19 protein-coding genes are annotated in these 25,504 nt (G+C 42.2%); 6 read left to right on the top strand and 13 right to left on the bottom strand.

Annotated elements, in window-relative coordinates:
- The 9 genes from D5F11_RS03540 to D5F11_RS03505 all read right to left on the bottom strand — a co-directional run bounded on the left by D5F11_RS03540 (position 1) and on the right by D5F11_RS03505 (position 11,939).
- Positions 1-2,319, bottom strand: a complete 2,319-nt coding sequence (locus tag D5F11_RS03540; protein WP_120114678.1) for a xanthine dehydrogenase family protein molybdopterin-binding subunit — start codon at positions 2,317-2,319, stop codon at positions 1-3.
- 171 nt (positions 2,320-2,490) lie between these two features.
- Positions 2,491-2,829: an RNA-guided endonuclease TnpB family protein gene (locus D5F11_RS03535; protein ID WP_342776001.1), complete on the bottom strand. Its 339-nt coding sequence runs from the start codon at positions 2,827-2,829 to the stop codon at positions 2,491-2,493.
- Between the two features lie 102 nt (positions 2,830-2,931).
- Positions 2,932-3,087, bottom strand: coding sequence for a hypothetical protein (locus tag D5F11_RS25880; protein ID WP_185830482.1), 156 nt, complete (start codon positions 3,085-3,087; stop codon positions 2,932-2,934).
- 24 nt (positions 3,088-3,111) lie between these two features.
- A complete protein-coding gene (gene nhaC / locus D5F11_RS03530) occupies positions 3,112-4,530 on the bottom strand; it encodes a Na+/H+ antiporter NhaC (protein WP_185830481.1) in 1,419 nt (472 codons plus the stop codon).
- 186 nt (positions 4,531-4,716) lie between these two features.
- Positions 4,717-6,030, bottom strand: coding sequence for a diaminopimelate decarboxylase (gene lysA / locus D5F11_RS03525; protein WP_120114680.1), 1,314 nt, complete (start codon positions 6,028-6,030; stop codon positions 4,717-4,719).
- Between the two features lie 58 nt (positions 6,031-6,088).
- A complete protein-coding gene (locus D5F11_RS03520; RefSeq protein ID WP_120114681.1) occupies positions 6,089-6,895 on the bottom strand; it encodes a serine hydrolase in 807 nt (268 codons plus the stop codon).
- A gap of 14 nt (positions 6,896-6,909) precedes the next feature.
- Positions 6,910-8,499 (bottom strand): N-acyl-D-amino-acid deacylase family protein, encoded by a 1,590-nt coding sequence (locus D5F11_RS03515; RefSeq protein ID WP_120114682.1) that lies wholly within the window; start codon positions 8,497-8,499, stop codon positions 6,910-6,912.
- A 45-nt stretch (positions 8,500-8,544) separates the two neighbouring features.
- Positions 8,545-10,140: an APC family permease gene (locus D5F11_RS03510; RefSeq protein WP_245998051.1), complete on the bottom strand. Its 1,596-nt coding sequence runs from the start codon at positions 10,138-10,140 to the stop codon at positions 8,545-8,547.
- Positions 10,141-10,607: 467 nt separating this feature from the next.
- Positions 10,608-11,939 carry a helix-turn-helix domain-containing protein gene (locus D5F11_RS03505; RefSeq protein WP_120114684.1) on the bottom strand — a complete coding sequence of 444 codons (1,332 nt, stop codon included), beginning with the start codon at positions 11,937-11,939 and terminating at the stop codon, positions 10,608-10,610.
- 482 nt (positions 11,940-12,421) lie between these two features.
- Between D5F11_RS03505 and D5F11_RS03500 the strand changes: the two genes are divergently transcribed.
- The 6 genes from D5F11_RS03500 to D5F11_RS03475 all read left to right on the top strand — a co-directional run bounded on the left by D5F11_RS03500 (position 12,422) and on the right by D5F11_RS03475 (position 21,282).
- Positions 12,422-13,891, top strand: a complete 1,470-nt coding sequence (locus D5F11_RS03500) for a response regulator transcription factor (protein ID WP_120114685.1) — start codon at positions 12,422-12,424, stop codon at positions 13,889-13,891.
- Between the two features lie 195 nt (positions 13,892-14,086).
- Positions 14,087-15,766, top strand: a complete 1,680-nt coding sequence (hutU, locus tag D5F11_RS03495; RefSeq protein WP_120114686.1) for a urocanate hydratase — start codon at positions 14,087-14,089, stop codon at positions 15,764-15,766.
- Entirely contained in the window at positions 15,763-17,019 is a 1,257-nt protein-coding gene (hutI, locus tag D5F11_RS03490; protein WP_120114687.1) for an imidazolonepropionase, read from the top strand. The genes hutU and hutI overlap by 4 nt, the downstream gene beginning before the upstream one ends.
- A gap of 3 nt (positions 17,020-17,022) precedes the next feature.
- Entirely contained in the window at positions 17,023-17,997 is a 975-nt protein-coding gene (locus tag D5F11_RS03485) for an agmatinase family protein (RefSeq protein WP_120114688.1), read from the top strand.
- Between the two features lie 142 nt (positions 17,998-18,139).
- A complete protein-coding gene (locus tag D5F11_RS03480) occupies positions 18,140-19,723 on the top strand; it encodes a BCCT family transporter (RefSeq protein WP_120114689.1) in 1,584 nt (527 codons plus the stop codon).
- A gap of 20 nt (positions 19,724-19,743) precedes the next feature.
- Positions 19,744-21,282, top strand: coding sequence for an HAL/PAL/TAL family ammonia-lyase (locus D5F11_RS03475; RefSeq protein WP_120114690.1), 1,539 nt, complete (start codon positions 19,744-19,746; stop codon positions 21,280-21,282).
- Positions 21,283-21,726: 444 nt separating this feature from the next.
- On the opposite strand, the gene D5F11_RS03470 is transcribed toward D5F11_RS03475, so the two are convergent.
- From D5F11_RS03470 to D5F11_RS25875, 4 genes are all read right to left on the bottom strand, one after another.
- Positions 21,727-22,851, bottom strand: coding sequence for a zinc-dependent alcohol dehydrogenase family protein (locus D5F11_RS03470; protein WP_120114691.1), 1,125 nt, complete (start codon positions 22,849-22,851; stop codon positions 21,727-21,729).
- A 46-nt stretch (positions 22,852-22,897) separates the two neighbouring features.
- Positions 22,898-24,349 carry an aldehyde dehydrogenase family protein gene (locus D5F11_RS03465; protein ID WP_120114692.1) on the bottom strand — a complete coding sequence of 484 codons (1,452 nt, stop codon included), beginning with the start codon at positions 24,347-24,349 and terminating at the stop codon, positions 22,898-22,900.
- Between the two features lie 81 nt (positions 24,350-24,430).
- Positions 24,431-25,264, bottom strand: a complete 834-nt coding sequence (gene ahlS / locus D5F11_RS03460; protein ID WP_120114693.1) for an AhlS family quorum-quenching N-acyl homoserine lactonase — start codon at positions 25,262-25,264, stop codon at positions 24,431-24,433.
- Positions 25,265-25,266: 2 nt separating this feature from the next.
- Positions 25,267-25,431 carry a hypothetical protein gene (locus D5F11_RS25875; RefSeq protein WP_185830480.1) on the bottom strand — a complete coding sequence of 55 codons (165 nt, stop codon included), beginning with the start codon at positions 25,429-25,431 and terminating at the stop codon, positions 25,267-25,269.
- Positions 25,432-25,504 lie beyond the last annotated feature (73 nt).

Raw genomic sequence — 25,504 nt, 5'->3', positions numbered from 1 at the left:
TTATGTCCTCCCTTCTTTTGTTCGCCATAATAATTCAGGGGTAAGAGGAAGGTGATGTAGATTCACCTGCAGCGCCGTGGATAAACTATTCGCCAGTGCCGCCGGCATGCCAATCAGGCCATGCTCCCCTACGCCCCGTGCCCCATATGGCGAATCAATTTGAGGGGTCTGAACAAAATCGACAATGTATTCAGGCTGCTCTCCAAACCGAATCGGTCGGTACGTTCGGAGCTGGGGATTAAGAACCCTAGCATATTTGTCAAAAAGAAAGGTTTCCCGCCCTCCAAAGGACAAGCCCATATTCATTGCTCCCATCACCTGGCCTTCGGCTGCCTTTTGGTTTAAAACCCTGCCGATATCAATGACGGATACAGCTTTTAATAACCGATAACGGTATGTTCTTGTATCAATTTCAATTTCCACGCCTTGCGCGCCGACAGTCCATTCAGGGCCCGGCTTGCCTGCACCTGTTTCTTTATCCATCCGGGTCAGATGTCTGAGTGTGTATGTTCCGCTGCCGATGATCTGGCCGCCGACGGCATTCCCGTTTGGATATACATAACCATAAGCAATATCTTTTACAGGAATATGGATGCCTGGGTCATCCCGAAGAAATACTTTTTCATACCCCACTTCCAAATCTTCAACCGGGGCGCGCAAAATGCAAGCGGCTCGTTCCTTTAGTTGCAAAATCACATCGTCGGCTGCTTTAAGGACCGCTCTTCCGGCCATAAATGTGCCCCTGCTTGCAACAGTTTTCCAATGCTCCGGAGTATTTTGAGTATTCACCAGCATTTGAACGTAGACTTTTTCAACCGGCATTTTTAATCTTTCTGCTAAAATCTGTGCCAAGATCGTTTTTGTTCCCGTTCCGATTTCTACAACACCGGACATTAGGTTAATGCTCCCATCTGGATTGAACATTAAGATGACTCCTGAGCTTGAATTTGTATCAATTGTTGAAGTTTTCCAAATACAACTGACTCCTTTGGCTCTTATTATGTTTTCATCAACTTCAATCCTTTGCCAATCATCCCAACGGATTAACTCTTTCAATCTGGTAATGCATTTTTGTACGTTGCCGATGTTGCTTCTATTTAATTTTACCTGAGTAGGTGTCGTATCACCCGGCTTAATTGCGTTTATATATCTAAAATGAAGCGGATCCATGTTTATTTTTTTTGCAAGCATACCCATCGCCCGCTCAAAAGCGAAGTGGACCTCCGAATGGCTAAACCCCCTAAACGGAGCGGGATATGGGTGATTCGTATATATGGAAAGCGAATCGCAGTAAATATTTTCAATCCGATAAGGTCCCGTGCAGTCTACGGCACCTGCCCTAGCCAGGTCGATCGATTTATCGGCATAGGCTCCGCTATCCCATAAATAAAGAAGCTCTGCAGCTTTTAATATCCCGTCTTTTGTGCAACCAAGTTTGACGGTAGCCTCCAGGCCAATATGTCCAGGTGAGGTAACCATATCTTCTTCCCTGTCGTTAACAATTTTCACCAGCCTGCCATCTACCGCCTTTGAAGCAATATATGCCCATATTTCTAGCTGAACAGACGCCTTCCCGCCATAGGCTCCTCCCACCAGCGGAGTTTTCACACGGATGCTGCCTGTTGGAAGGCCAAAATACAGCGCGATCAGTTTTTTAATCATAAAAGGGGCTTGTGATGAAGAAGTAATTTCTACCATTCCATTTTCATGGATTTGCGCAAAGGAACAACGAGTTTCCATTGCCGCATGCTCCGACGGGTTAAACGAAAAAGAGCCTTGTATAGTGACATCGCTCTCTTCCCAGCCTTTCTTGATATTCCCTTTGCGGATTTTGATTTTCGATGCGATATTTGTCCCGGGTACCGGATATACACCGGCAATTTTTTCATAGCTTCCGAGGTTTTCATGAAGCAGGGGGGCGCCCGGTTGAAGAGCTTCACTTGGGGAATTCACAACCGGAAGAGGAGAATATGTAATGCCGATTTGAGTTGCTGCAAGTTGTGCTGTTGCAAGGGTATCTGCGACAACGATGGCAACAACCTCTCCGTAGTACCGTACACGACCAACAGCAATCGGCGGGCGATCACGCATTTCTTCACCCGCGAGCGGAAAATTTCCGCCTGTAATAATGGTGCGGACTCCTGTGATTTCAAGTGCGTTGGATGTATCGATTTCTTCAATTTTTGCATGGCCGTATGGGCTTGTCACAAGCTTTCCGTAAAGCATTTCCTGCGACTCAAAATCGTTTGTATACTTTGCTTTGCCGTTCACTTTTTCCCAAGATTCCTTCCGGGGCACACTTTGTCCAATAATATTCATTCCAACCACCTCCATCCGCATTAGGCATGTTATTTTATCTTATGATGGAGGTGTGAGTTAGATGATATTTTGCTGAAGATGTTAGTTCTTGAACCTCTCGCCACTTAACAACCTTATGGTCTGTTTGAAGTGGGAGATTCCTAATAATACCTTCATAACCGAAAGTTTTGATTAGGCTATCCCCGTAGTTCCTACGGTTAGAAGTCTTATAGCTTCGTTTCTAAGGTTTTGTCCTGCGTTAATATCTCTATCGTGATGTGTGCCACAAGATGGACAGTCCCATTCACGAAGATTTAGATTCTTAACGTCTTTATTTTGGTAACCACAACATGAACATAGTTGTGAACTTGCGAATGTCTTTGACACAGCCACTACTTGCTTGCCATACCATTTTGCTTTGTATTCAAGCATCGTTCTAAATTGTGACCACGATACTTCACTAATCACTTTCGCTAATTTGTGGTTTTTGACAATATCAGTAGAGATCCGACACATTTCGGAAAAACACAGCAGAATGGATTTATCAGATATTAACCTGATTACCGCTTTCCTGTTGATTTCGAGTCAAAATCAAATGCGCCTTGGCGTATTTGCGCCCAGATTTTATCGAGCTTAATCTCGATAAATTTCCTCTGAAAATCTGTGGCATCCACCGGAGGCTTTGACTTTATTCAGCCGGGGTTTGAACCCCCACTTAATGGAACTTCTGCTGAATGAAGTTAAATAACCCCGCGATTGCCAAAAAACTGAGCCACTAGCACCTTTCATATCTTGTCGATGGAGAATAACCGATTAAAAAGACACCATATCCTTGTTATTCTTTACCTCCTCCTCACTTTCTTTAAAAATGGCAAATCCCGTAACTGCATAGATTGCCGCCACCAATGGAGATAATATTGCAAAAAATGCATATGGCAGATACTCTAATGTCGCAACCCCCAAAACCCCAGAAGCAAAAATGGCTCCAGACGACCATGGAACAATAAATGTAGTAATTGTTCCAGCATCTTCTAAAGTTCTTGAGAGAACTCGTTTTGATATGTTTAACTTTTCATACGCCGAACGGAACATTTCACCTGGTATCATTATCGCGACATATTGACTGGCTGATAGCATATTTGTAAAAAAACAACTAAATATTGTGGTAATAATTAACTTTGCTTGAGTATCTACAAATGAGCCCATTTTTCCTAAGATCACAGATATAATTCCTGTTCTCTGCAATATTTCACTAAGGCTAAACACAAGGATCACTAACGTTATTACGGTAAACATTCCTGAAATACCTCCACGCTGAAGAAGCTTATCGATCTCATCAACACCTGTTTGGTATGCAAAGCCGTCCGTTAATGAATTTAGGATAACATCAGGCCCGAATGATGGCTGGAAAATAAATGCAGTCAAAACCGCTGCAAATGATCCAATATTTAATGCAATGACAGGCGGTAATTTTTTTATTATCAGAAAGATTGTTAACATGGGAACCAATAGCAACACTGGGTTAATGGTAAAGTGTTCCATTAATGTGTCCGTGATTAATTCAGTTTTTCCCGACTCATAATCACCGCTGTACTTTAACCCCAATAGCCAATATAAAACTCCAGAAATGAATACTGCAGGTATAGTTGTGTATAACATTGAATGAATATGTTTAAAGATATTTACACCAGCTACCCCGGAAGCTAGGTTTGTAGTATCTGAAAAAGGAGTCATTTTGTCTCCAAAGAGCGCACCTGAAATCACCATTCCCGCAATAATGGGTGCAGGTATCCCCATTCCATAACCAATCCCTATGAATGCAATCCCCAAGGTTCCAATCGTTGCATAAGAACTCCCTGTAAAATAAGTAACTATACAGCATATGATAAAACCTGTAATTAAAAAATATGTCGGGCTTAATATGTTTAATCCGTAATAGATGATTGCAGGAACAATACCCGATACCACCCAAGTCCCAATAATCATCCCAACACTCATAAGAATCAAAATAATCAAAACAGACTTCTTCGTTCCGCATATTAGATACTCTTGAATTTCAGATAACGGAAAACCATTGAACTTCGCTAATAAAACAATTGAAAATATCGCTATTAAAAACACACTTATTACTGAAAACTTAAAATAGGCCAGTCCAACAATTAATACCACTGCAAGTATGAAAATATTCACTAAGGCAAAACCAAATGATGTACCTTTCCTGCTCTTATTCATAATCATCCTCCCTTTATCCTATACTCAAGATTGTTTGTACACAAAAGTGCTCCAAACTTTTGTATCAATTGAATCATGCAGATCAAACACTAAAGAAAGGAGCACCATAAAACTATTTCATATAAAGTTAATTTTCTAAATGAAAAACATCTATCTTACTGATATTATTTATTAAATACCTTACACTTATTTAGAGCTTACTCGCGAAAGATCGTAACGAACAACGTCTTCATACGTTTCCCGGCGTACCACGAGCTCGGCCTCTCCATCTTCGACAAAGACGACTGCCGGGCGAGTGAATCGATTATAGTTGTTTGCCATTGAATAGCCATATGCGCCTGTACTGAACACGGCCAAAATATCCCCATAATTTATCTCCGGCAATGACAAATCCCAGATGAGCATATCACCACTCTCACAACATTTCCCCGCAACTGTAAATTGATCGATCGGCTGCTGATTCATTTTATTGGCAATAGCCCCTTCATATTTAGCTGAATATAGGGCTGGACGTAGGTTGTCATTCATTCCACCGTCTACAGCTATGTACCTCCGGCAACCCTCAATATCCTTGGATGAACCGATCGAATATAATGTTGTGCCTGCATTTCCCACAAGGGACCTTCCTGGCTCAATCCAAATTTCCGGCATGGGCATTTCTCTTTTTTGCACTTCCCCGGCAACTGTCCGACAAATTTCATCAATATATTCTGATGGCGACTTCGGAATATCCGAATCGGTATAACGGATTCCAAAACCTCCCCCTACATTTAAAACTTTAGGGTAAAATTGACATTTATCATATGATTGATCACACAAAGAAAAAAGCTTTTGAATCGCTTGCACAAATTCACTGGAATCAAATATTTGCGAGCCGATATGACAATGAAAACCAAGAACGTGAAATTGTTCCTCCTTCAGAACTTCCCGCAAAGCTGCAAGTGCCGATCCATTATTCAAATCAAATCCGAACTTTGAGTCTTCTCCTCCTGTTGAAATATATTTATGTGTGTATGCCAGTACGCCTGGAGTGACTCGGAGCAGAATGGTTAATTTCTTGTTGTATAGATGAGCAGCATCCCGTAGAAGTTGAATCTCTGTAAAATTATCAACAACGAAACAGCCGATACCTGCCTTAACAGCCATTCCAATTTCATCCCGACTTTTATTACTTCCATGAAAGTGTATCTTTTCCGGCGGAAATCCAGCAAGAAGAGCCGTGTACAGTTCTCCTCCGGATACGACGTCAAGATATAAATTCAATTCATCAATTAGTTGAATCATAGCTACGCAGGAAAAAGCCTTACTTGCATAGGCTATTTTTCCATACGTGTTATTCGAAATAAATGATTGTTGATATAGTTTTGCCATTTTTTTAATGTGCGCGACATCATACACATATAACGGGGTCCCAAATTCCTTTGCAAGACACACTGTATCTACCCCGCCAATTTCAAGATTTCCTTTTGCATTTATCTTGCTTGTACCATGTAAATACATTCTTTTTACCGCCTTTAACTTACAAGTAATCGAACTTCATTATTAAGAAACTGGCTACCTAGCTGTTTAATGCATAATCATATATAATTTTTCCGATGTCTCCCATTACATTCCATGCCGTCTCCGAAGAAACATTGTCCGACAATACGGAAACAATCATTGTTCTGTTTCCCGTAAATAAGATACCGACATCATGTTGGCGGTCGGTATCCCATCCCGTCTTATGGGCCAACTCCCATTTCGGGATTCCTCCTGCCATTTTAGGCATGGGACTTGGAAGCTTTGATGGGAGGCCATTTCTAAATTGCTGCCATTTCAAAATTTGAATCATTTGTTCGCAGGCATGACGAGATACAAGTTGACCGTCAATTAATTTTCTCAACATGAGGTTTACATCTGCCACCGTTACAGTATTTTGCAAGTCCGATTGTGCAGGATATACCATGAGTTTGCGCTGAAAACTGCTATCCTTCATTCCCGTTTCCGATAAAGTCTGCTGTATATGTTCGATTCCGACAAGATCAATCAGTGCGTTTGTAGCCGTGTTATCACTTTGAACAATCATCAGAACCAATAAATCATATACGGATAATTCTATGCCAGGTGTTAAATATTGCAAGGCACCGGCGCCGCCGACCCGGTCGTCCAGATGAACCTTTACATGGTCGCATAATTTTAACTTCTTATTTTCCACAGCCGAAAAAACAGCAGCCATAATAGGAATTTTAATAACACTTTCAGCAGGGAATGAAGCAACTGTCCGATATCCCCAACTGATATCGTTCTCTACGTCTTCAACCATGATTCCCCAGTCTCCGCCCGCTTGGTCAATGAGTTTTTTTATCTGCATTTCAGCTGTTTTCATTTTCAGCTCCCCTTTTACGCTTCATTGCCCCTTCGAATCACTTGGCCGGCCGTTTCTCCTACGTATTTCCCATTAAATACAGTAAGTTTTCCATTGATCAACACGTGAAGAATCCCGGACGGAAGTTGATGAGGTTCTTCAAATGTTGCACAGTCCACCACTGCAGCCGGATCAAAAACAACAAGATCCCCCCAATATCCTTCACGAATCATTCCTCTTTTGCGCAAACGTAATAACTGGGCGGGAGCACTAGTCATTTTACGGACAGCTTCCGGGATTGAAAAAATTTGTTCTTCCCGGGCATATTTACCCAATACGCGTGCAAATGATCCATATAATCTTGGATGCGGTTTTCCACCGAATACACCATCCGATCCGACCATCTGCAAAGGATTTTTCATCACTTTAGTCACATCTTCTTCAACGCCCCAATGGATAATCATCGTAGCCGCCGCTTCCTCTGAAATCAGAAGATCCAATGCGGCATCTGCCGGGTCCTGTTGTTGCATCTCTCCTATCTCTTGTATGCTCTTGCCTTCAAATTTTCGGTTTGATTCTAGAGTGACAGAAGCGATTACAATATGATCCCACCCATTATTCCTGACCGGATTATCATACTTTCCATTATGGAGCATTTCTTCCTTTATCCTTTGACGAAGCTGCGGGTCCCTTAATCGGCTTAGGATTGCACCCGTCCCATCCGCCTGTGCCCAAGGAGGTAAAATGGCCTGAAGCATAGTGGAAGCAGCCGTATACGGATATTGATCAAAAGTAACTTCGATTCCTTCCTGCCGTGCATCTTCTAATTTGTGCAAAGCTTTTTCAAGTTTATCTCTATTGATTTTCCCGCATACTTTAAAGTGGGAAATATGCAAACGGATCCCCGATTGCCTTGCAGCTTCAATCACCTCGTCAAGTGCTTCCAAAGATAGGTTGCTTTCATTTCGAATATGAACAACGAAACAGCCATCATATTTTGCCGCTCCTTTGCATATTTCAATCAATTCTTCTAGGGTTGCATATGCACAAGGAGGATATTGAATGCCCGAAGAAATTCCAAATGCTCCCTGGCGCATTCCTTCTTCAACTAATTCACGCATTTCCTTGCACTCTTCTTTGGTTGCTTGGCGCCCTTCAAATCCAACAACAAGAGTTCGAATATTTCCGTGGGGGATTAAATAAGCCGCATTACCAATGATGTCAGAGCCCTCCAAAAAGGACAGATAATCATCGACTGTCTGCCATGGCCATTCTCCAATGTCCCCATTTAAGCCTTTTAATTGTTTCTGCCATTCCAGCTTTGTGTTTTCGGATACAGGAGCTACGGATATACCGTCCTGCCCAAACAATTCAGTTGTAATCCCTTGAAGGACTCTTATGTTATGGATCTCTGGCTTTGTGCACAGCAAATCCGAATGAACATGCGGATCAATAAATCCGGGAGAAACGATACTACCCGAAGCATCTATCTCCCTTTGCGCTTGTTCGTGAATCATTTTGTCCAATCTAATTATTTTTCCATCAGTGATGCCTATATCAAGTTTGGTCCAGGGATTGCCTGTCCCATCACATACCATTCCGTTGCGGATTATTACATCGTACACGGATCATCGCCCTTTCTATCATTTCTGTTATAAGTCACAATCATCTTAAGTAGTCCGATTTGATACCGATAGATCGGATTTATCGACAATATGAACATGGTCCGTATCAAATACAGGATTGGGCATCGCACTTTTTGCTCCCCAATAATAAGTAACAACAGACAATAACGCTACAAATATTTGATCCCAAGGGGCCAGAATCCATCCGTTTCCGCCAAAGGTGCCTAACCAGCTGAGAATAAACATGGATACATTGTAAAAAACCAACCACGAAGCAGTCTTCATTTGCTTCCTCAATATCGTTTGAGACTTCCTTTTCCCTTTCCAAACGACTATATAAGCAACGAATAAGAATAATTCGAATGCAAATAACCAAGAAATCGTTTTCCAACCGCTCCAATAAATAATAAATGAAGAGATAATGAAAGCGATCGGGGCAATGACAGCAAATCCTTTCAGTTTAAACGGGCGGTGAAGATCAGGTGCCGTGATTCTGAATGCTGCCGCCGAGATTGGCCCGGTAATGAATGCCATAATAGCGGAAGATGCCGCGACACTAACCAAAGCTTCCCAAGAAGGGAATGGCAATGTCCAAAAGACGGCCAGAATAAATGTAAACCAAAGGGCAACTCGCGGTACACCGGTTTTTTCATCCACATTGGTGAATATTTTAAAGAACGTTTTATTTTTTGCCCAAGCATAAATGATTCTTGCAGTCGCGCCAAAACCGACATTTGCAGCGCCGCCTGGTGAAAGAATGGCGTCTGCCATTAGAAGATTCATGAGCCACATCAGTCCCAATAAAGCGGTTAAATCGGCAAATGGGGAACCTAATGATAAACCGGCCCATCCGTTTTCCAAAAGATGACCTGGAATCGCTCCAATATAGGCAAATTGCAACAGAAAGTATAATAGCCCTGCCAAACCGATAGACAGCATCGTCGCAATCGGAATCGTTCTTCCAGGATTTTTCGCTTCCGCGGAAAAATTGATTGTCTGCTGAAATCCTATAAATGCGTATGCAATCCCTGCAGTGGCAATTGCTGATTCCACTCCGCCAAAACCATTGGTTAAAAAGCCATCAACATAAAAATTGGAAGGCGTAAAATAGTTTAGTAGTACAATAATTGTCAAAACCGGAACAGCAAACTTTATAATCGTGACGACGGAATTTATTTTACCGAACACATTGACGCTCCAATAATTGATGAGAAAAAATGTGATAAGCAAAAATAATTGAATCAGCCATCCAAGCACTGTTGGATTATGGGAGCCTAAAGACGGCCACCACGCACTTAAATAGGTTCTTATGGCAACAACTTCTAATGAAGCGCTCACAGAATAGGTGATAAAGGACATGCAGCTAATGATAAATCCTACTAAATCGCCGTGGGAATAATTGGGGTAGCGGATAAATCCTCCTGCACTGGGAAGCGCCCCCCCTAATTCCGCATAAACGAGCGCTAGCATTCCCAAAGCGATGGCAGCTATGACCCATGATAATAATGCTGCCGGTCCAGCAAGTTGTACAGCGGTTTGTGGAGCAAACATCCAAGAAGATCCGATCATAGCACCCAAACCGATGAATGTAACATCAATTAAACTTAATTTTCTCTTAAATGGTTCTTGTTTGCTTTTCAATCCTAAGACCCTCCCGCCTGCCATAAAATATTGTCTGGATGTTTCATTTGGTATGCGCTTACAACCAGATCATCCTTCCATATCATAAAAAAAGAAAAATCATCCCCTTTTCTAATTTTTCAAATAATCAAGGCATGTTATGTACTAAGGTTACACGGCTGTCAACAATACGGTCAACGACCTTAAGTGGCCCGTTTATTCACACCGTTCAACATTTCATATTCCAACCGTCAAAAAAATCACTCTGATATTAGATAAAACCCGCTCTTGCCAATTCTCTGCAAGAGCGGGTTTTGATTTCATTTTCACTTTTACTTACTTCTGGTTTTGAAATAATGAATATTCATTTGTTTTGTGATAATCATATTTTACCCTGAAGCAAGTGATGGACTTAATTCGGCGTGGAATTTGCAGGATTAGGAAATATAATAACCTCTACGATCATACAGTAGAGGTATGCTTTCACTCTATTTTTTTCCTGATGAACCAAATACATTGAACTGAAGTTCATATATTTGCCGCGGACGCCCTTTGTTGATTGGCTGTTCTTCCCCCACAATTAAAGCCAACTCCCTTTCCTCCAGCTTATGTAATATTCTTCTGGCACTGCGGGCGGTGATTCCAAAGCCGTTTGCCAGTTCCGCAGCGGTAATCGTTGTTTTTTTGTACTTTTGACAGTACGAGACAAGTTTATTCATTGTGCCGACACTTAAAGATGCTTTCTTGGCCATGTTGAGCAACTCGGGGTTATCCGATCTGGCGGAATACGCCATGTGCTGCCATTGGCCTAGAGGGCCGAATACATGTCCATCTTGCATCATTAGGTAACAGCTTCCGTCTTTTCCAGCCTTGGCCTTTGATAATGCCTCTCTTGCTTTCAATTCAGCATCGTTGGCTGTATTCCCCAAGCCGATCCCTATACTGATTCTCAGATTTAATTCATGTATCATTGGGTCCTTTAGCGGAAACTCACTAAAGCCTTTTGTTGACTTCTCTATATTCCTGCGTGTTGTGATAAAAGTAATTTCGTCACTTCTATTCCATTCCATTAATGCCTCAACTTCTTCTCCATAGTCCATTAAAAATTTCTGCAGCATTAATTTTTTTTTGCGCATGTCATAATTTGTGAGACTGATATTTTTAGAATAAGGGTCGATATGTATAATACCAATCGCCAATTGCGAACCTTTAAGATGGATGCTTTTACCTTCAAGCATCACCCAGTGAAAGCCTTCTTTAATTGTGGTCTTGCTTGGAAAAATTCTTTGGCACGGTACTTGTAATTCCAATAATTGCTGATAGACGGAATGATAACAAGTGAGCGCCACATCGATTTTTTTGTTTTTCCAAAGCTGATAATGAAATTTCACAACTTCTTGAGGGGTATCTGCCAATTGATATTCATGAGCATATAAGGAATGCAATTGGATTTCCAGCTCTTCAAGCCTTTCCATCACTTCCTGCCTATCTAAAATATCAATGCTGATCTTCAACCTGTCCTTTTCTTTAAAACCGGTCTCCATAAAAACCTGAAACAGGGCCCTATAAAGACTTGCACCAGAATGGGGGAGGTAAATCATCGGTTTATCATCCACATGGGCACATGCCATTTGATAGGGGATCGGCCCTGCGAAAAACAACACATCCACTTGATCCTTACATCTTTGAACAATATCCACTGTTTCCGCAATATTTTCATATGAATATGGGAACATTTCAAGAGATGAAAAGGTCTTACCTACAACCAATATATTTTCTATAAAATTTCGCGGTGATATAACAGCTACCTTAATGTTCATCGTTTTCCCCCATTTTTCTAAGACACCTCAGGCAATTATTTTTTCATGGTTACGAGATTTCTGAGAAATAAATAAAGTTTATTGAAAGATCAGTTAACTACTTGCATGCTGTTTCAGCGCAACACAAGACAATGTCAGGATTTTGGTTCACTGTGATTGCTATTAATAGAATCAACATTAAATGCTCTTCAAGTTGTTCCTTGATGCTATTATAGACCCTTTCCTTTAACGAGTCATCAACACTCCTGGGTCTCTACTTATTAAAACAGATTCATCATAGACCCCTGTCTCTTCTTCCGTATAGCCGAGTCTCGAAAATCCATCACAAAAAAGGATGAAAATGACGAATAAAGGCGCTGGGCACTATTGAGTTTCAGCCAGCAAGTCCGTTACGAATGATTTTTTCAAGTAAATTCAGTTAGAAAATCATGTTAATATCCTTTATATTGATAAAAGGTATATGACTAAAGAGGGTGTAGCAATTGGAGATCCACTTGATAGCAAAACACGAGTTAGAGGCACAAGGAATACAATGGATGGTGACATCGCATCTTACCGGCGTTCATTTGATTCCATGGAATTCAATGGAAGAATTCAAATTTGGTGTAACAAAGCATCAGCCAGACCTTATCATTTTAGATATGGATGGCTGGAAGGATGAGAGCCAAAAGATCGGTGAGATTCTGCAGAAGAAGAGCATCCACTGGCTGGGCCTTTCATCTGAGCGGATTTTCCAGACGGTCTATCAAGCGCTCCGTTTCCGGGCGGAAGATGTCCTCTTTCGGCCATTTTCTCCTATGGATCTGATTAAACGGATTCAGCAATTGCGCTATCAATTAAGAAATGACAAGCACAGTCTGCCGAAACAAACATCAGAAAATGATGGGGCATTGGCCATTGAATACACTGATCTATTTGTGAGCGGACGAAAATACCATGCTCCTTATATGATGGCCGCTTTTTTGACCCCTAAAGCTGAAATCCTTCCCGTCATATTAAACGAATTAGAACAATATCCATTTACCGGGAGATACTGGACATTCGCTTTAACGGATTTTATTTTATGTGTGCGTGAAACACAGGAGCATGATGTATTTCAAGAGGAACATCATGCATTTCTTGCACGCTGGAAGGAAATGATGGATGAGCCACTTGCAATTGTCATTAAAAAAGCCTCTCAGGAAGATTCATTAAAACATACCTATCAACAGATACGGCAATTAATAAGACGGGTCTTTTTCGAAGGGTACGATATTATCCTGACAGAAGAAGAACAAATTACATATCAAGAGATGGATCCATTTCTTACTCCATTGGAACAACGGGAGTGGATTGAAATGCTTGAGCGAAGAAATATAAAAGCAATCCGTGATTGGATGGAGAGTGAATTTCTGACTTTTTTCGAGCCCTATCCAGACCCAGAGGTTGTTCGTGTCCGATTGACCAGCGTACTTGCGCAAATCCGACGTTATATGAAATCACATGATATTAAAACATCCCCCTGGGAATCAGCCTACCACCATGTTTTCCTTCAAATTGTCCAAAACCCGGTCATTTACGACATTATCCAAGAACTGATCAAGTTTACAACAGGATTGCTCACGGAGAACTGGGATAACGGACAAGAAAGAAAACAGAAGCTTGTTGAGAAGGCCAGAGAGTTGATTGAATCCAATTATTGGGATGCCCAATGGAACCTGGCCAAATGTGCCGATACACTTCGGGTAAATAAAAGCACCTTAAGCCGCCGTTTTGCAGCCGAATCCAGACATTCATTCCAGAACACGCTCCATCGTGTGCGAATTAGAGAAGCAAAACGCCTATTAATGGAAACAGAATTATCTATGGAAGAAATTGCACGGTTGAGTGGATACTCTCACCAAACCTATTTTAGCGCCAAATTCAAGCAGCTTGAAGGCTGTTCACCCTCAGCTTACCGTTCAGGGCTGTAAGGTTCGTCCTCCTATCCCTGTACAGTGAGCTTTTTTTATTGGTTCATTTTTCTGAAAGAAAAAATGAAATATATTATAAATAAACGCGAAACAGCTACGAATTAATCAACATTTTATAAAAGCGCAAATAAAACGAAAGAAATTTTTGAAATATTTACTATAAAATAAAATTAACAATGTGAGGAGGTAATGAATATGAACGCGGTCTCAAAAACGAAAGTCATTCGTTACAGAGGGACAAAATTAAATACAAAGGGCTGGCAGCAAGAAGCGGCACTCCGCATGCTGATGAACAACTTGGATCCCGAAGTGGCAGAACATCCGGACAAACTCGTCGTTTATGGAGGTATCGGAAAAGCGGCACGCAACTGGGAATCATTTGACGCAATTGTAGAAACGTTGAAAGAACTTGAAGAAGATGAAACTCTGCTTGTACAATCAGGCAAGCCTGTCGTTGTCTTCAAAACCCATACTGACGCTCCACGCATACTGATTGCAAATTCCAACATTGTTCCCGCTTATGCGAACTGGGATACATTCCATGAACTGGATAAAAAAGGTCTCATGATGTATGGACAGATGACTGCGGGAAGCTGGATCTATATCGGTTCGCAGGGAATCGTTCAAGGAACATATGAAACATTTGCTGAACTTGCGAAGCAACACTTCAATGGCACATTAAAAAATACAATTACCGTTACAGCAGGACTTGGCGGCATGGGCGGGGCACAGCCATTGGCTGTGACAATGAACGGCGGTGTAGTCATAGCTATTGACGTCGATGAAACAAGAATTGACCGCCGCATTGAAACGCGCTACACCGACATGAAAGCCCATTCATTGGACGAGGCCATTCATTTGGCTGAAGAAGCGAAGAAAGCAGGAAGGGCTTTATCTATTGGTTTGGTCGGCAACGCTGCAGATATTTTGCCAGAAATGATTAAACGTAATTTTATTCCGGATGCCCTGACAGACCAAACATCCGCGCATGATCCGCTGAACGGTTATGTACCATCAAAAATGTCATTGGAAGAAGCAGCACAGCTTCGTGAAGCCAATCCGGATGAATATGTAAAGCTATCAAAAGCATCAATGGCCACCCATGTTAAAGCGATGTTGGAAATGATGGAGAAAGGCGCCATCACTTTTGACTATGGAAATAACATCCGTCAGGTTGCCAAAGACGAGGGTGTCGAAAATGCATTTGATTTTCCGGGATTCGTTCCGGCTTATATCAGGCCACAGTTCTGTGAGGGTAAAGGCCCTTTCCGCTGGGTAGCACTTTCTGGAGATCCAGAGGATATCTACAAAACAGACGAAGCCATTCTGCGTGAATTCAGCGATAACGAACACCTTTGTAACTGGATTCGCATGGCACAGGAAAAAATTGAATTCCAGGGTTTACCTTCACGAATTTGCTGGTTAGGATATGGCGAACGTGCCCGCTTTGGAAAAATTCTAAACGACATGGTTGCCAGCGGCGAATTGAAAGCGCCGATCGTTATTGGGCGCGACCACTTGGACTCTGGTTCGGTTGCCTCTCCTAACCGTGAAACAGAAGCGATGAAAGATGGTTCGGATGTTGTGGCTGACTGGCCGATCCTCAATGCGATGGTTAATGCTGTCGGCGGCGCGACATGGGTATCCGTGCACCACGGAGGCGGAGTAGGTATGGGTTATTCCCTTCACGCAGGGGTGGTTATCGTAGCTGATGGTACGAAAGAGGCGGAAGCCCGTCTGCAGCGTGTACTTACAACTGACCCTGGCATGGGTGTTGTCCGCCACGTTGATGCAGGTTATGATATTGCAGTCAATAAGGCACGCGAAACAGGTATGAAAATTCCAATGCTAGATAAAGGGAGTGACCAAAATTGACAAAGCCTGTTTGGATCAAACACGCGGCGCAGCTTGCAACGCTTGCTTCTGATGTGAACGGACCGCGTTCAAAAGAGGCAATGTCGGAATTGGGATTAATTGAAGATGGAAGTGTGTGGCTCGAAGACGGTGTCGTCAAGGCAATAGGCACAACGGTGGAGCTTGAACAGCAATATGCTTCAAAAGCGCATGAAGCGGAAGTTGTGGATGCAACAGGCCACCTGGTGACCCCTGGTCTTGTCGATCCTCATACACACGTAGTATACGGAGGCAGCCGTGAACGGGAATTTGAAATGCGGCTCCAAGGTTCCACGTATATGGAAATCATGAACGCCGGTGGCGGCATACATGCCACCACCCGTATGACAAGGGAAGCGTCAGAAGAAGAGTTGATTGAGCAGTCAACAAGACGCCTGAACTCCTTCCTTGCCCATGGTGTTACAACAGTTGAAGGGAAAAGCGGCTATGGAATGGATCTGGAGACGGAATTGAAGCAGCTCCGCGTCATGAAAAAGCTTCAAGAGACTCATCCGATCGATCTTGTACCTACATTCATGGGCGCCCATGCGGTTCCGCCTGAGTACAAAGGGCGTGAAGATGAATTCGTCAACATTGTCATTAACGAAATGCTTCCTGTCATTGCTGAGGAAAAATTAGCCGAGTTTAACGATGTATTTTGTGAAAAAGATGTCTATACGCCTGAACAGTCCGAACGGATTCTGGAAGCGGGCAAACGTTATGGGCTGACTCCAAAAATCCATGCCGATGAAATTGAGCCATACGGTGGAGCTGAGTTGGCTGCCAAAGTTGGAGCGATTTCGGCTGAGCATTTATTGAAGGCATCTGAAGTGGGAATTCGCGCGATGGCGAAATCCGGTACGATTGCCTGCCTTCTTCCTGCAACTGCGCTTTATTTGCGTGAACAAGCCGCTGCTGGCCGGGTCATGATTGATGAAGGTGTTGCCGTGGCAATTTCGACCGATGCCAATCCTGGTTCATCACCTACAACTTCCATGCCGCTCGTCATGAACCTTGCCTGCATTTCCATGCGGATGACACCAGCTGAGGCACTGACGGCAGCTACATACAACGCCGCCTGTGCAATCAACCGCCAGAATCAGGTTGGATCGCTGGAAGTAGGCAAGCTGGCAGATGTAGTTCTGTGGAATGTGAAAAACTATCAGGAATTGCAATATTTATTTGGTATGAATCATGTACAATCAGTTTGGAAAAAAGGAATCCAGGTGGTGTAACGGATGGGAGAAAATTGGCTTAGTAGACCAGAGTGGTTCTGGAATTCAATTGAAGGGGAGCCTTATTTTGTTCACCAATGGGTTCGCCCGCTTAATGAAGGAACGGGGTCACCTGACCTGCTGCTTTATGGCGCTCCGATTTCACGCTCCTCCATCAGCGTGTCCGGCGCATCTTTATATCCACAAGAATTCCGGAAAATGTGGAAGAACTTCACTACTTACAATTTAGATGAGGATATCGACTTATCAGCATTCCGAGTATCAGATGCTGGAGATGTTGTCATGCATACAACCAATATTTCGGAATCGCATAAAAGGATTGAGGCTTCCACGGCATATCTCGCCCAACAATATCATAAAGCTACTATTTGTATGATTGGGGGAGATCACTCCACGACTGCCTGCGCTGTTCGTGGAATTAAGCAAGCTTTTCCCAATGAAACTATCGGCATTCTGCAACTTGATACACATTTGGATGTCCGAGATCCAGCTGAGCTTGGGCCTGCGAATGGAACGCCGATTAGACAACTTATTGACGGTGGCGTAATAAAAGGTAGGGATGTCTATAACATCGGATTACACGGCTTTTTCAATGCACGACCTCTCGTAGACTATGCGAAAAAACATGAGATTAATATGGTCACACTCAAGCAAGCCAGGAAAAAGGGCGTCTCGGTTCATGTCAAAGAGGCGTTGGATTGCCTATCTAAAAAAGTAGATCGTATTTACGTAACGGTTGATATGGACGTTCTTGATATTACGCAAGCCCCTGGAGTTCCTGCATCAACTCCAGGCGGCATGACGACAGCAGAACTGTTTGACGCATTGATCGAAATTGGAAAATGTACAGAAGTGCACCATCTCGACTTTGTCTGTTTGGACCCGACGAAAGATACGTCAGTTTCTGAAACGGTGAAAACCGGAGTATATGCCTGGTTACAGTTTGTGACAGGGAGAGCGATGGTGCACGTCAAGTAAAAGGTTAAAGTTGTATACATATCGCCGGTTACCGGCGATATGTAGTATTTTTGCAGGTTCACTAATGTAATTCTACATGGAAGCGATTACAGGTGTTTTTTGGAATCCAAATTTGATTATCCGTAATAAGGAGGGAATTATCATGCTAAAAGCTGAAAGGGACATTGCTGAACTTGAAGAAACTGATGAAACCGCCAAACGAAAAACAAGAAAGGGAGTATTTTGGCCTGCTTTTTTCATTGTAGGGGGAGGTGCAATTCTCGGTATCGTTAATAACAAATTATTAACGGACATTGCCATGAATGGATTTGTTGGGTCCTTAAAGGGGCTGGGATGGTTATATCAGATTGTTTCTATTGTGGCATTAGTGATTGTTGCAATTGTGACTTTTTCAAAACTAGGCAATGTACGGTTAGGGGGGGCAAATACAAAGCCTAAGTACAAGTTTTCAGCTTGGTTTGCCATGGCTTTGACCGGCGGTATTGCCACAGGGTTAATTACATACGGTGTAAATGAACCAATTATATATTTCGGAAATATTTACGGGGAAATGGAAAGAGCTGGAGTGGAACCAGGTACCCCGCTTGCAGCTATTTATGCGATGGGCCGCAGCTTCTACAATTGGTCGTTTATTCCCTATGCTATGTATTCATTAAGTGGTTTAGTAGTTGCCTATATATACTACAATCAAAAAAAATCGTTATCTGTATCTGCAACTTTGACTCCTTTGTTTGGAGACAGGATAACAAGAGGAATCTGGCCAAGTATAGTCGATACACTCGCTGTTTTGGCAATTGCTCTCGGTTTAGCATCTTCATTGGGAGCGGGACTTGCCTTGGTAGGATCGGGCATTGAAGCCGTCTATAAAATACCTCAAAGTCCTTTTATTTGGTTGACTTTAACTATTTTAATTACAGCTACTTTTACTTTATCGACATTGAAAGGCTTAGATAAAGGAATTCGCATATTATCGGAAATTAATGTAAAGGTCTTTTATATTATTCTTTTTGCGCTCATCCTTTTGGGGCCGACGTTGTACAATTTGCGTACCTCTACAGCAGGTATGGGATACTGGTTGCAAAATTTTTGGGTATGGGGGCTTGATCCAATTGACATAGGTGGGGAAGCTCTGGTCATGTGGTGGACACTATATGATTGGGCCATATGGATTGCGTATGCTCCGCTTATGGGGATTTATCTGGCAGTCATTTCTCAAGGACGCACAATCCGTGAATTCATGATTGTGAACTGGATATTGCCTTCGGTATTTAGTATCGTGTGGATCGGCATTTGGGGCGGTACTGCTTTAAACTGGCAGCAAAATAATGTTGCAGATTTAGTTGGAACGATAAAGAACAGTGGTGCTGTAGCGGGCTTGTGGACATTTTTATCCAATTTACCATTGGGATTCATTATCATTCCAGTTATAATGTTAACTCTTATTTTATCTTTTGCAACTGCGGCTGACTCAATGGTCCGTTCTATATCTCAATTGTGTACTGCAAACATTCGCCATGATGAGGAACCGGATCAATGGAAAAAGCTTCTATGGGCTATTTCTATCGGTATTATCGCTTTTGTTATGGTAGCATTTGCTGGTGGGGAACAAGGAGTGGATGGTGTTAAATACTTGGCTGCTCTTGGTGGTACGGCTGTTCTGTTTGTTTTTGTCTTACAGGTTGCTTCGGCAATTAAAATGTTTTTTGTAGATGAGGTAAAAAAATAAGAAAGAGGAGGGATATTAAGATGCTACCTAAAGATATTACAAAAGTAACGCTTGGAGAGCCAATATCACTGGAAGACTTAGTGGCCGTTTCACGTTTTAAGGCCAAGATTGAGCTTTCAGATAAATACTGTCAAAGAGTATTGGCTTCAAGGCAACTTGTGGAAAAGTGGATAGAAGAAAAAAGAGTCATGTATGGAGTAAATACAGGATTTGGAGCATTGTCTTCAAAAATGATTATGCCAGAGGAGACAGTCCAATTACAAAAGAATATTCTTTTATCCCATGCTACGTCAGTTGGAACGCCACTTAAAGAAGAGGAAGTTCGGGCCGTAATGCTAATGGTTTTGCAAAACTTAGGACAGGGATATTCAGGAGTCAGACTTGAAATTCTTGAAATGTATAAAGAATTTTTAAATAAAGGGTTGACCCCGTTTGCTCCCGGAGAAGGTTCAGTTGGATACTTAAGTATTGAAGCACATGTCGCACTTGTTTTAATCGGTGAGGGTATGGCCTATATAAATGGAGAGCTTCTTCCAGCAAAAAAAGCACTCCGTAAGATTAATGTAGAGCCTATTCAGCTTACTGCCAAAGAGGGATTGGCGCTTATCAGTGGGACAACCAGTCCCACGGGTATTGGAGCTTTGGCTTTATTTGATATGTTAATGGCTTCGAAAACGGCAGATATTATTGGTGCGATGACTTTAGAAGTATTAAAAGGAACAGTGCGTGCGTTTGACGATAATTTAATGAGTGTTCGACCTCATAAGGACCAAAGAGATACGGCTTTTAATATTCGAACGATATTATCTGACTCTCCTATCTCAAAAAAGTATATGGATTACAGGTTACAGGATGCGTTGTCTCTACGAGCAATTCCACAACTTCATGGGGCAGCAAAGAAAACATTAAACGATGCGTTAAAAACTTTTGATATTGAAATGAATGCTTGTTGTGATAATCCAATTATATGGCCGGATGAAGAAAATGCAAGGGCGATATCCGGGTGTAATTGTGATTCATCCTATATAGGTATTGAACTAGATTCCGCATGTATTGCCGCTACCGCTGTCGCAAAAATGTCAGAGAGAAGGAATAGTCGCCTTATAAACAGCCGGCTTTCCGATTTACCTTCCTTCCTTGTAGGGAAGCCGGGATTAAATTCAGGACTTATGATCCCTCAGTATACACAAGCAGGTTTGTTAAATGATATGAAGATATTATCGCACCCATCAACTGTAGATAATATTTCGACTAGTGCCGATCAAGAGGATTATGTGGCAATGGGGTATAATGCAGCTAAAAAAGCACGTAAAATAGCAGAGAAACTTGAATTTATTTTAGCAATCGAACTGCTATCAATTTATCAAGCTTTTCATTTAATTGATGAGGATTTATCGCCTGGCTCTGCTTCAAGAACTGTATTAAGCCGTATATCAGAATTAGTTCCTGAACTCGATCAAGATTTATATCTCTATCCATACATTCAAAGTCTTCGGGAATTTATTCATTCGAATGAGATTATTTATATAGTTGAAGAAACTATTGGACATCTATTATAGAAGGATAGAATTATTTCTATTTATCCTGAATCTTGCAATGACCTGTTGAAAACAAAGCCGCTATATATTTATTCTTTGAAAAATTCTTAAAAGTAACAATCGCGAAATTGGAAGAGGAAGCATCGGGAAAATGCGTATTTACAACGCTAAGAGAGATTTAAAAAAAGCTTTCTTGAGATTGATATGCCCCTTTAAGTAGATAGGTAAAAAAGTAAAGCCTGTCTACTTAAAGGGGGTTTTTATGTTTAAACAAAGTTATACCATGAATACTAAGCGTTGCTTGCTGTACCCTGCTCTGATAAACTGTCTTTGCAAAAAAATCAAACAGTACGGCCCACCGGAGCTATCAATTGGAATTATTGAATCCTCAAAGTGTATCAGTTATTTTAAAAAGAAAAAGAGCTGCAAAGCCCTTAACATAAGTCGTATCTTCATATTTCTATGCTACATTTTTATAATAATTCTAAGTGATTCTCCTCTTGCCAGTTTGTCAAATCCCTTATTAATATTTTCCAGAGAAATGGTTTCACTGTGCAGTCTGTCAACCGGGAGGCGGCCTTGTTTAAATAGATCTATAAATCTTGGAATATCCCTACTCGGAACACAACTTCCAACATAGGAACCTTTCAATGTTCTTTCTTCGGCAGTCAAAGTTAAATACGGAAAGGAAAATCGATGCTCAGGATGCGGCAAGCCAGTGGTAACAGTAGTACCGCCTCTTTTCGTAATTTGGTAAGCAACTTCCATTGCAGATACCGCTCCAGCGGTTTCAAATGCGTAATCCAGCCCTCCGCCTGTTTGTTCACGGATGGCATGGACGGCATCCGGATCTTTTGAATTGAAAGTATGCGTTGCCCCTAATTCTTTTGCAAGTTGTAACTTGCTTTCGTTTATATCCACAGCTACTACTTTACTCGCCCCAGCGGCAATGGCACCAATGAGTGCACTTAAGCCTACTCCTCCAAGCCCAACGACCGCAACTGTGCTGCCTAACTTGATATTTGCCGTATTTATTACTGCTCCTACACCTGTGATGACTGCACACCCAAATAGGGCAAGCTTCTCGAACGGAATATCCTTTTCAACCTTTATTAATGAATGCCTTGATACAACGGTGTAATTGGAAAAAGCTGATACGCCAACATGGTGATTAACATTTTCCGTTTCTGTATGCAGCCGTCTTCCTCCCGACAATAAGGTGCCTGCAGTATTGGACTCGGCACCTGGCTCACAAAGCGCCGGTCGGCCCTCCTGACATGGGATGCACTGCCCGCAGCTGGGCACAAAGACGCAAACGACATGATCCCCTTCCGCAAGATCGGTAACACCTTCACCCACTTTTGCAACAATTCCAGCCGCCTCATGCCCCAATGCCATCGGCAGCGGTCTTGGCCTGCTTCCATCCATAACAGACAAATCTGAGTGGCATAAACTGGCCGCTTTAATTTGAACAAGCACTTCTCCCCTCTGAGGGGAGTCCAGTTCCAGAGTTTCAATTTTTATCGGCTGACTTTCCGCGTAAGGAATAGGCGCCCCGGATTCACGCAAGACTGCTGATTTAATCTTCACTATCAACCCATCCTTTTTTAAGAGTTTTATCGTTCAGCGACTCAGACTAAATAAGCTTAATGCCAACAAACTTTAGGTCCGTCATTCCTTCAATCGCATATTTGATGCCTTCCTTGCCCAAGCCGCTATTTTTAAACCCTCCATAAGGAATGTGATCAAACCGGCGCACTGATGATTCATTAATCCAAACTCCGCTTGTTTCTATGGCGTCCACCATTTGCATCGCACGATTGATGTTGTTTGTAAAAATCCCTGCATGCAGACCGAATTCTGATTGATTCGCTTTCTTAATTACTTCCTTTTCATCAGTAAACGGTATAATGCTGACGATAGGGGCAAAAACTTCGGCGCATACTACATTCATCCGGGGATTCACATTAGTGATTACTGTTGGCTCCACCATTGTTCCTCTGCGATTGCCACCCAAGACGATGTGAGCTCCCTGCTCTCTCGCTTCCAAAATCCAGGTTTCAGCTCTTTTGGCTGCCTCTTCCGTAATCATTGGCCCGAGCTCTGTTGCCTCATCAAGCGGGTCACCCATTTTTAGTTCTTTTAACTCAGTGACCAATTTATTGATAAATTCATCGTATATTTCATTTTGCACATAAATTCTCTGCGCAGAAACACAGGCCTGTCCTGCGAAGGTAAATCCTCCCAGTACAATCGATTGAACAGCATGGTCCAGATCACAGTCAGAAAAGATAATATTGGGAGCGTTCGAACCCAGTTCCAATGTCACTTTTTTTCTCTTTGCCATCTCATCTATTTTCCAGCCCACTTCATTACTTCCGGTAAAAGAAACTTTTTTCACCAAAGGATCTGTCACAAGCGTTTCCACCAATTCAGTACCTAGCCCCATCACGACATTAAGGGCCCCTTTTGGCAAACCTGCCTGGTCAAAAAGTTTATACAGCTTAGCGGAAGACAACGGGGTTTTTTCCGCCGGTTTAAGGACAACTGTATTGCCCGCTGCAATGGCAGGAGCGATTTTATGGAGCGCCAAATTTAATGGAAAATTAAAAGGGGTGATAGCCGCTACTACTCCTAGTGGGACCCGCTTTGTAAATCCGATCTGGCTTGTGCCTCCAACGGCAATATCCAACGGTATTTGTTCTCCAAAAATATTTTTTGCTCCTTCGGACGCAAGACGCAAAACTTGTACAGCCCGCGTCACTTCTCCTCTGCTCTCACGAATTGGCTTCCCAGCTTCAAGAGTAAGCAATCTGGAAAAATCTTCAAATTGTTGTTCCAATAGGTCGGCCGCATGACGGAGAATGTTTGAGCGCTCATAGGCTGGCATTTTTTTCATTGTTTCATGATAAACCTTATCGGCAGCAGTGACGGCAAGTTTTACGTCATTAACAACAGCACAGGATATGGTCCCAATTACTTTCTGGTTATATGGATTAATAACTTCCAATTCTTTTCTACCGAGCCCTTTAATTTCTTCTCCATCTATAAATGAACCAAATTGAAATGCTTTTTCATCCATTTCCATCTTGTCCTTTCAACATACTAATTCCTATCTAAAGGAATCAATCTCATGAAAGCTGCAATACCTTCATGAGATTGATCTGAATTATTCATAGAATCCTTCTGTCGATTTTATAAATCTATCAAATTGCTTGGTATCATGCCCATACCATACCTGACTATTTGTTCTTTCTGCATATTTCTTGATTTTCTCAACTGTATTTATATATCCGATGGAATCATAAATAATCCCAGGGGGCTTGACTGGCGGTCCATAGTTTTCTGCTGAATACACGGCGTCAGAAGCAAGTAAAATACCTCCCTCACCAGGCAGTTCTATGTGAAGCCCCAAAAGTCCCCAGGCATGCCCTGCACCAAAATTCAATATTTTAATGCCACTGGCAAGTTCAATCTCGTCCTCATTAGACATGATCGTTCTCCACGAAAGATCTTTTTTGATCCAGGCATCAATATCGGCCCAGATATAGGCACCCATCTCTTTCGTCATTGCATATTGCTTCATCGTATTGGACAATTCAGTATCATGCACTATGATCGTTGCATTCGTAAACAATTCCAGGCATCCTGCATGATCCAGATGAAGATGAGATGCAACAACATAACGGATATCCTCCGGTCTTACTTTCAACTGTTCCAGACGGTTAATCAAATAACAAGATTCATCCTGAAAGAGAGGGAACGTCTTTTGAGTGGCCTGCGGCCAGCGGCCTTCCTTACCCATACCTTCCGGGTTACAGCCGGTATCAAACAATATTTTTCCATCCGGATGGTCTATCAGAACAGCGTACACAGGAAACTCGATAAATTCAGCTGGCGGGTTAGGATTATCAATGTTTGCGGGGTTATGCATGGCAACCATAAAGTTTTTATCCATCCTCATTCTCCCGGTATCCAAAACATACAACTTTGTTTGACTCATTTTTATCCCTCCATTTTATCAAATGCGCCTTGGCGTTTTTGCGCCCAGATTTTATCGAGCTCCGCTCGGTAAATTTCCTCTGAAAATCTGTGGCATCCGCCTGTGGCTTTAACTTTATTCAGCTGGGGTTTGCCCCCCCACTGAATGGAATACCTATATACTTTCATCTCACCACTTACAAAAGTGGGAGACTTCCGCTGAATGAAGTTAAAAAGATTGACCCAAACCGCTTAAAAGTCA

The sequence above is a fragment of the Siminovitchia terrae genome (assembly GCF_003605405.2).
GTDB lineage: Bacteria > Bacillota > Bacilli > Bacillales > Bacillaceae_C > Siminovitchia > Siminovitchia terrae.
Note: the sequence above shows the minus strand (reverse complement) of the source record. Positions and strands in the feature narration are given on the sequence as shown.

Coding starts and splice junctions, on each gene's coding strand:
- D5F11_RS03475 (WP_120114690.1), top strand. CDS start 19,744: ATGCTACCTAAAGATATTACAAAAGTAACGCTTGGAGAGCCAATATCA.
- D5F11_RS03465 (WP_120114692.1), bottom strand. CDS start 24,349: ATGGAAATGGATGAAAAAGCATTTCAATTTGGTTCATTTATAGATGGA.
- D5F11_RS03480 (WP_120114689.1), top strand. CDS start 18,140: ATGCTAAAAGCTGAAAGGGACATTGCTGAACTTGAAGAAACTGATGAA.
- D5F11_RS03520 (WP_120114681.1), bottom strand. CDS start 6,895: ATGAAAACAGCTGAAATGCAGATAAAAAAACTCATTGACCAAGCGGGC.
- D5F11_RS03505 (WP_120114684.1), bottom strand. CDS start 11,939: ATGAACATTAAGGTAGCTGTTATATCACCGCGAAATTTTATAGAAAAT.
- hutU (WP_120114686.1), top strand. CDS start 14,087: ATGAACGCGGTCTCAAAAACGAAAGTCATTCGTTACAGAGGGACAAAA.
- D5F11_RS03540 (WP_120114678.1), bottom strand. CDS start 2,319: ATGAATATTATTGGACAAAGTGTGCCCCGGAAGGAATCTTGGGAAAAA.
- nhaC (WP_185830481.1), bottom strand. CDS start 4,530: ATGAATAAGAGCAGGAAAGGTACATCATTTGGTTTTGCCTTAGTGAAT.
- D5F11_RS25880 (WP_185830482.1), bottom strand. CDS start 3,087: ATGAAAGGTGCTAGTGGCTCAGTTTTTTGGCAATCGCGGGGTTATTTA.
- D5F11_RS25875 (WP_185830480.1), bottom strand. CDS start 25,431: ATGAAAGTATATAGGTATTCCATTCAGTGGGGGGGCAAACCCCAGCTG.
- D5F11_RS03485 (WP_120114688.1), top strand. CDS start 17,023: ATGGGAGAAAATTGGCTTAGTAGACCAGAGTGGTTCTGGAATTCAATT.
- ahlS (WP_120114693.1), bottom strand. CDS start 25,264: ATGAGTCAAACAAAGTTGTATGTTTTGGATACCGGGAGAATGAGGATG.
- lysA (WP_120114680.1), bottom strand. CDS start 6,030: ATGTATTTACATGGTACAAGCAAGATAAATGCAAAAGGAAATCTTGAA.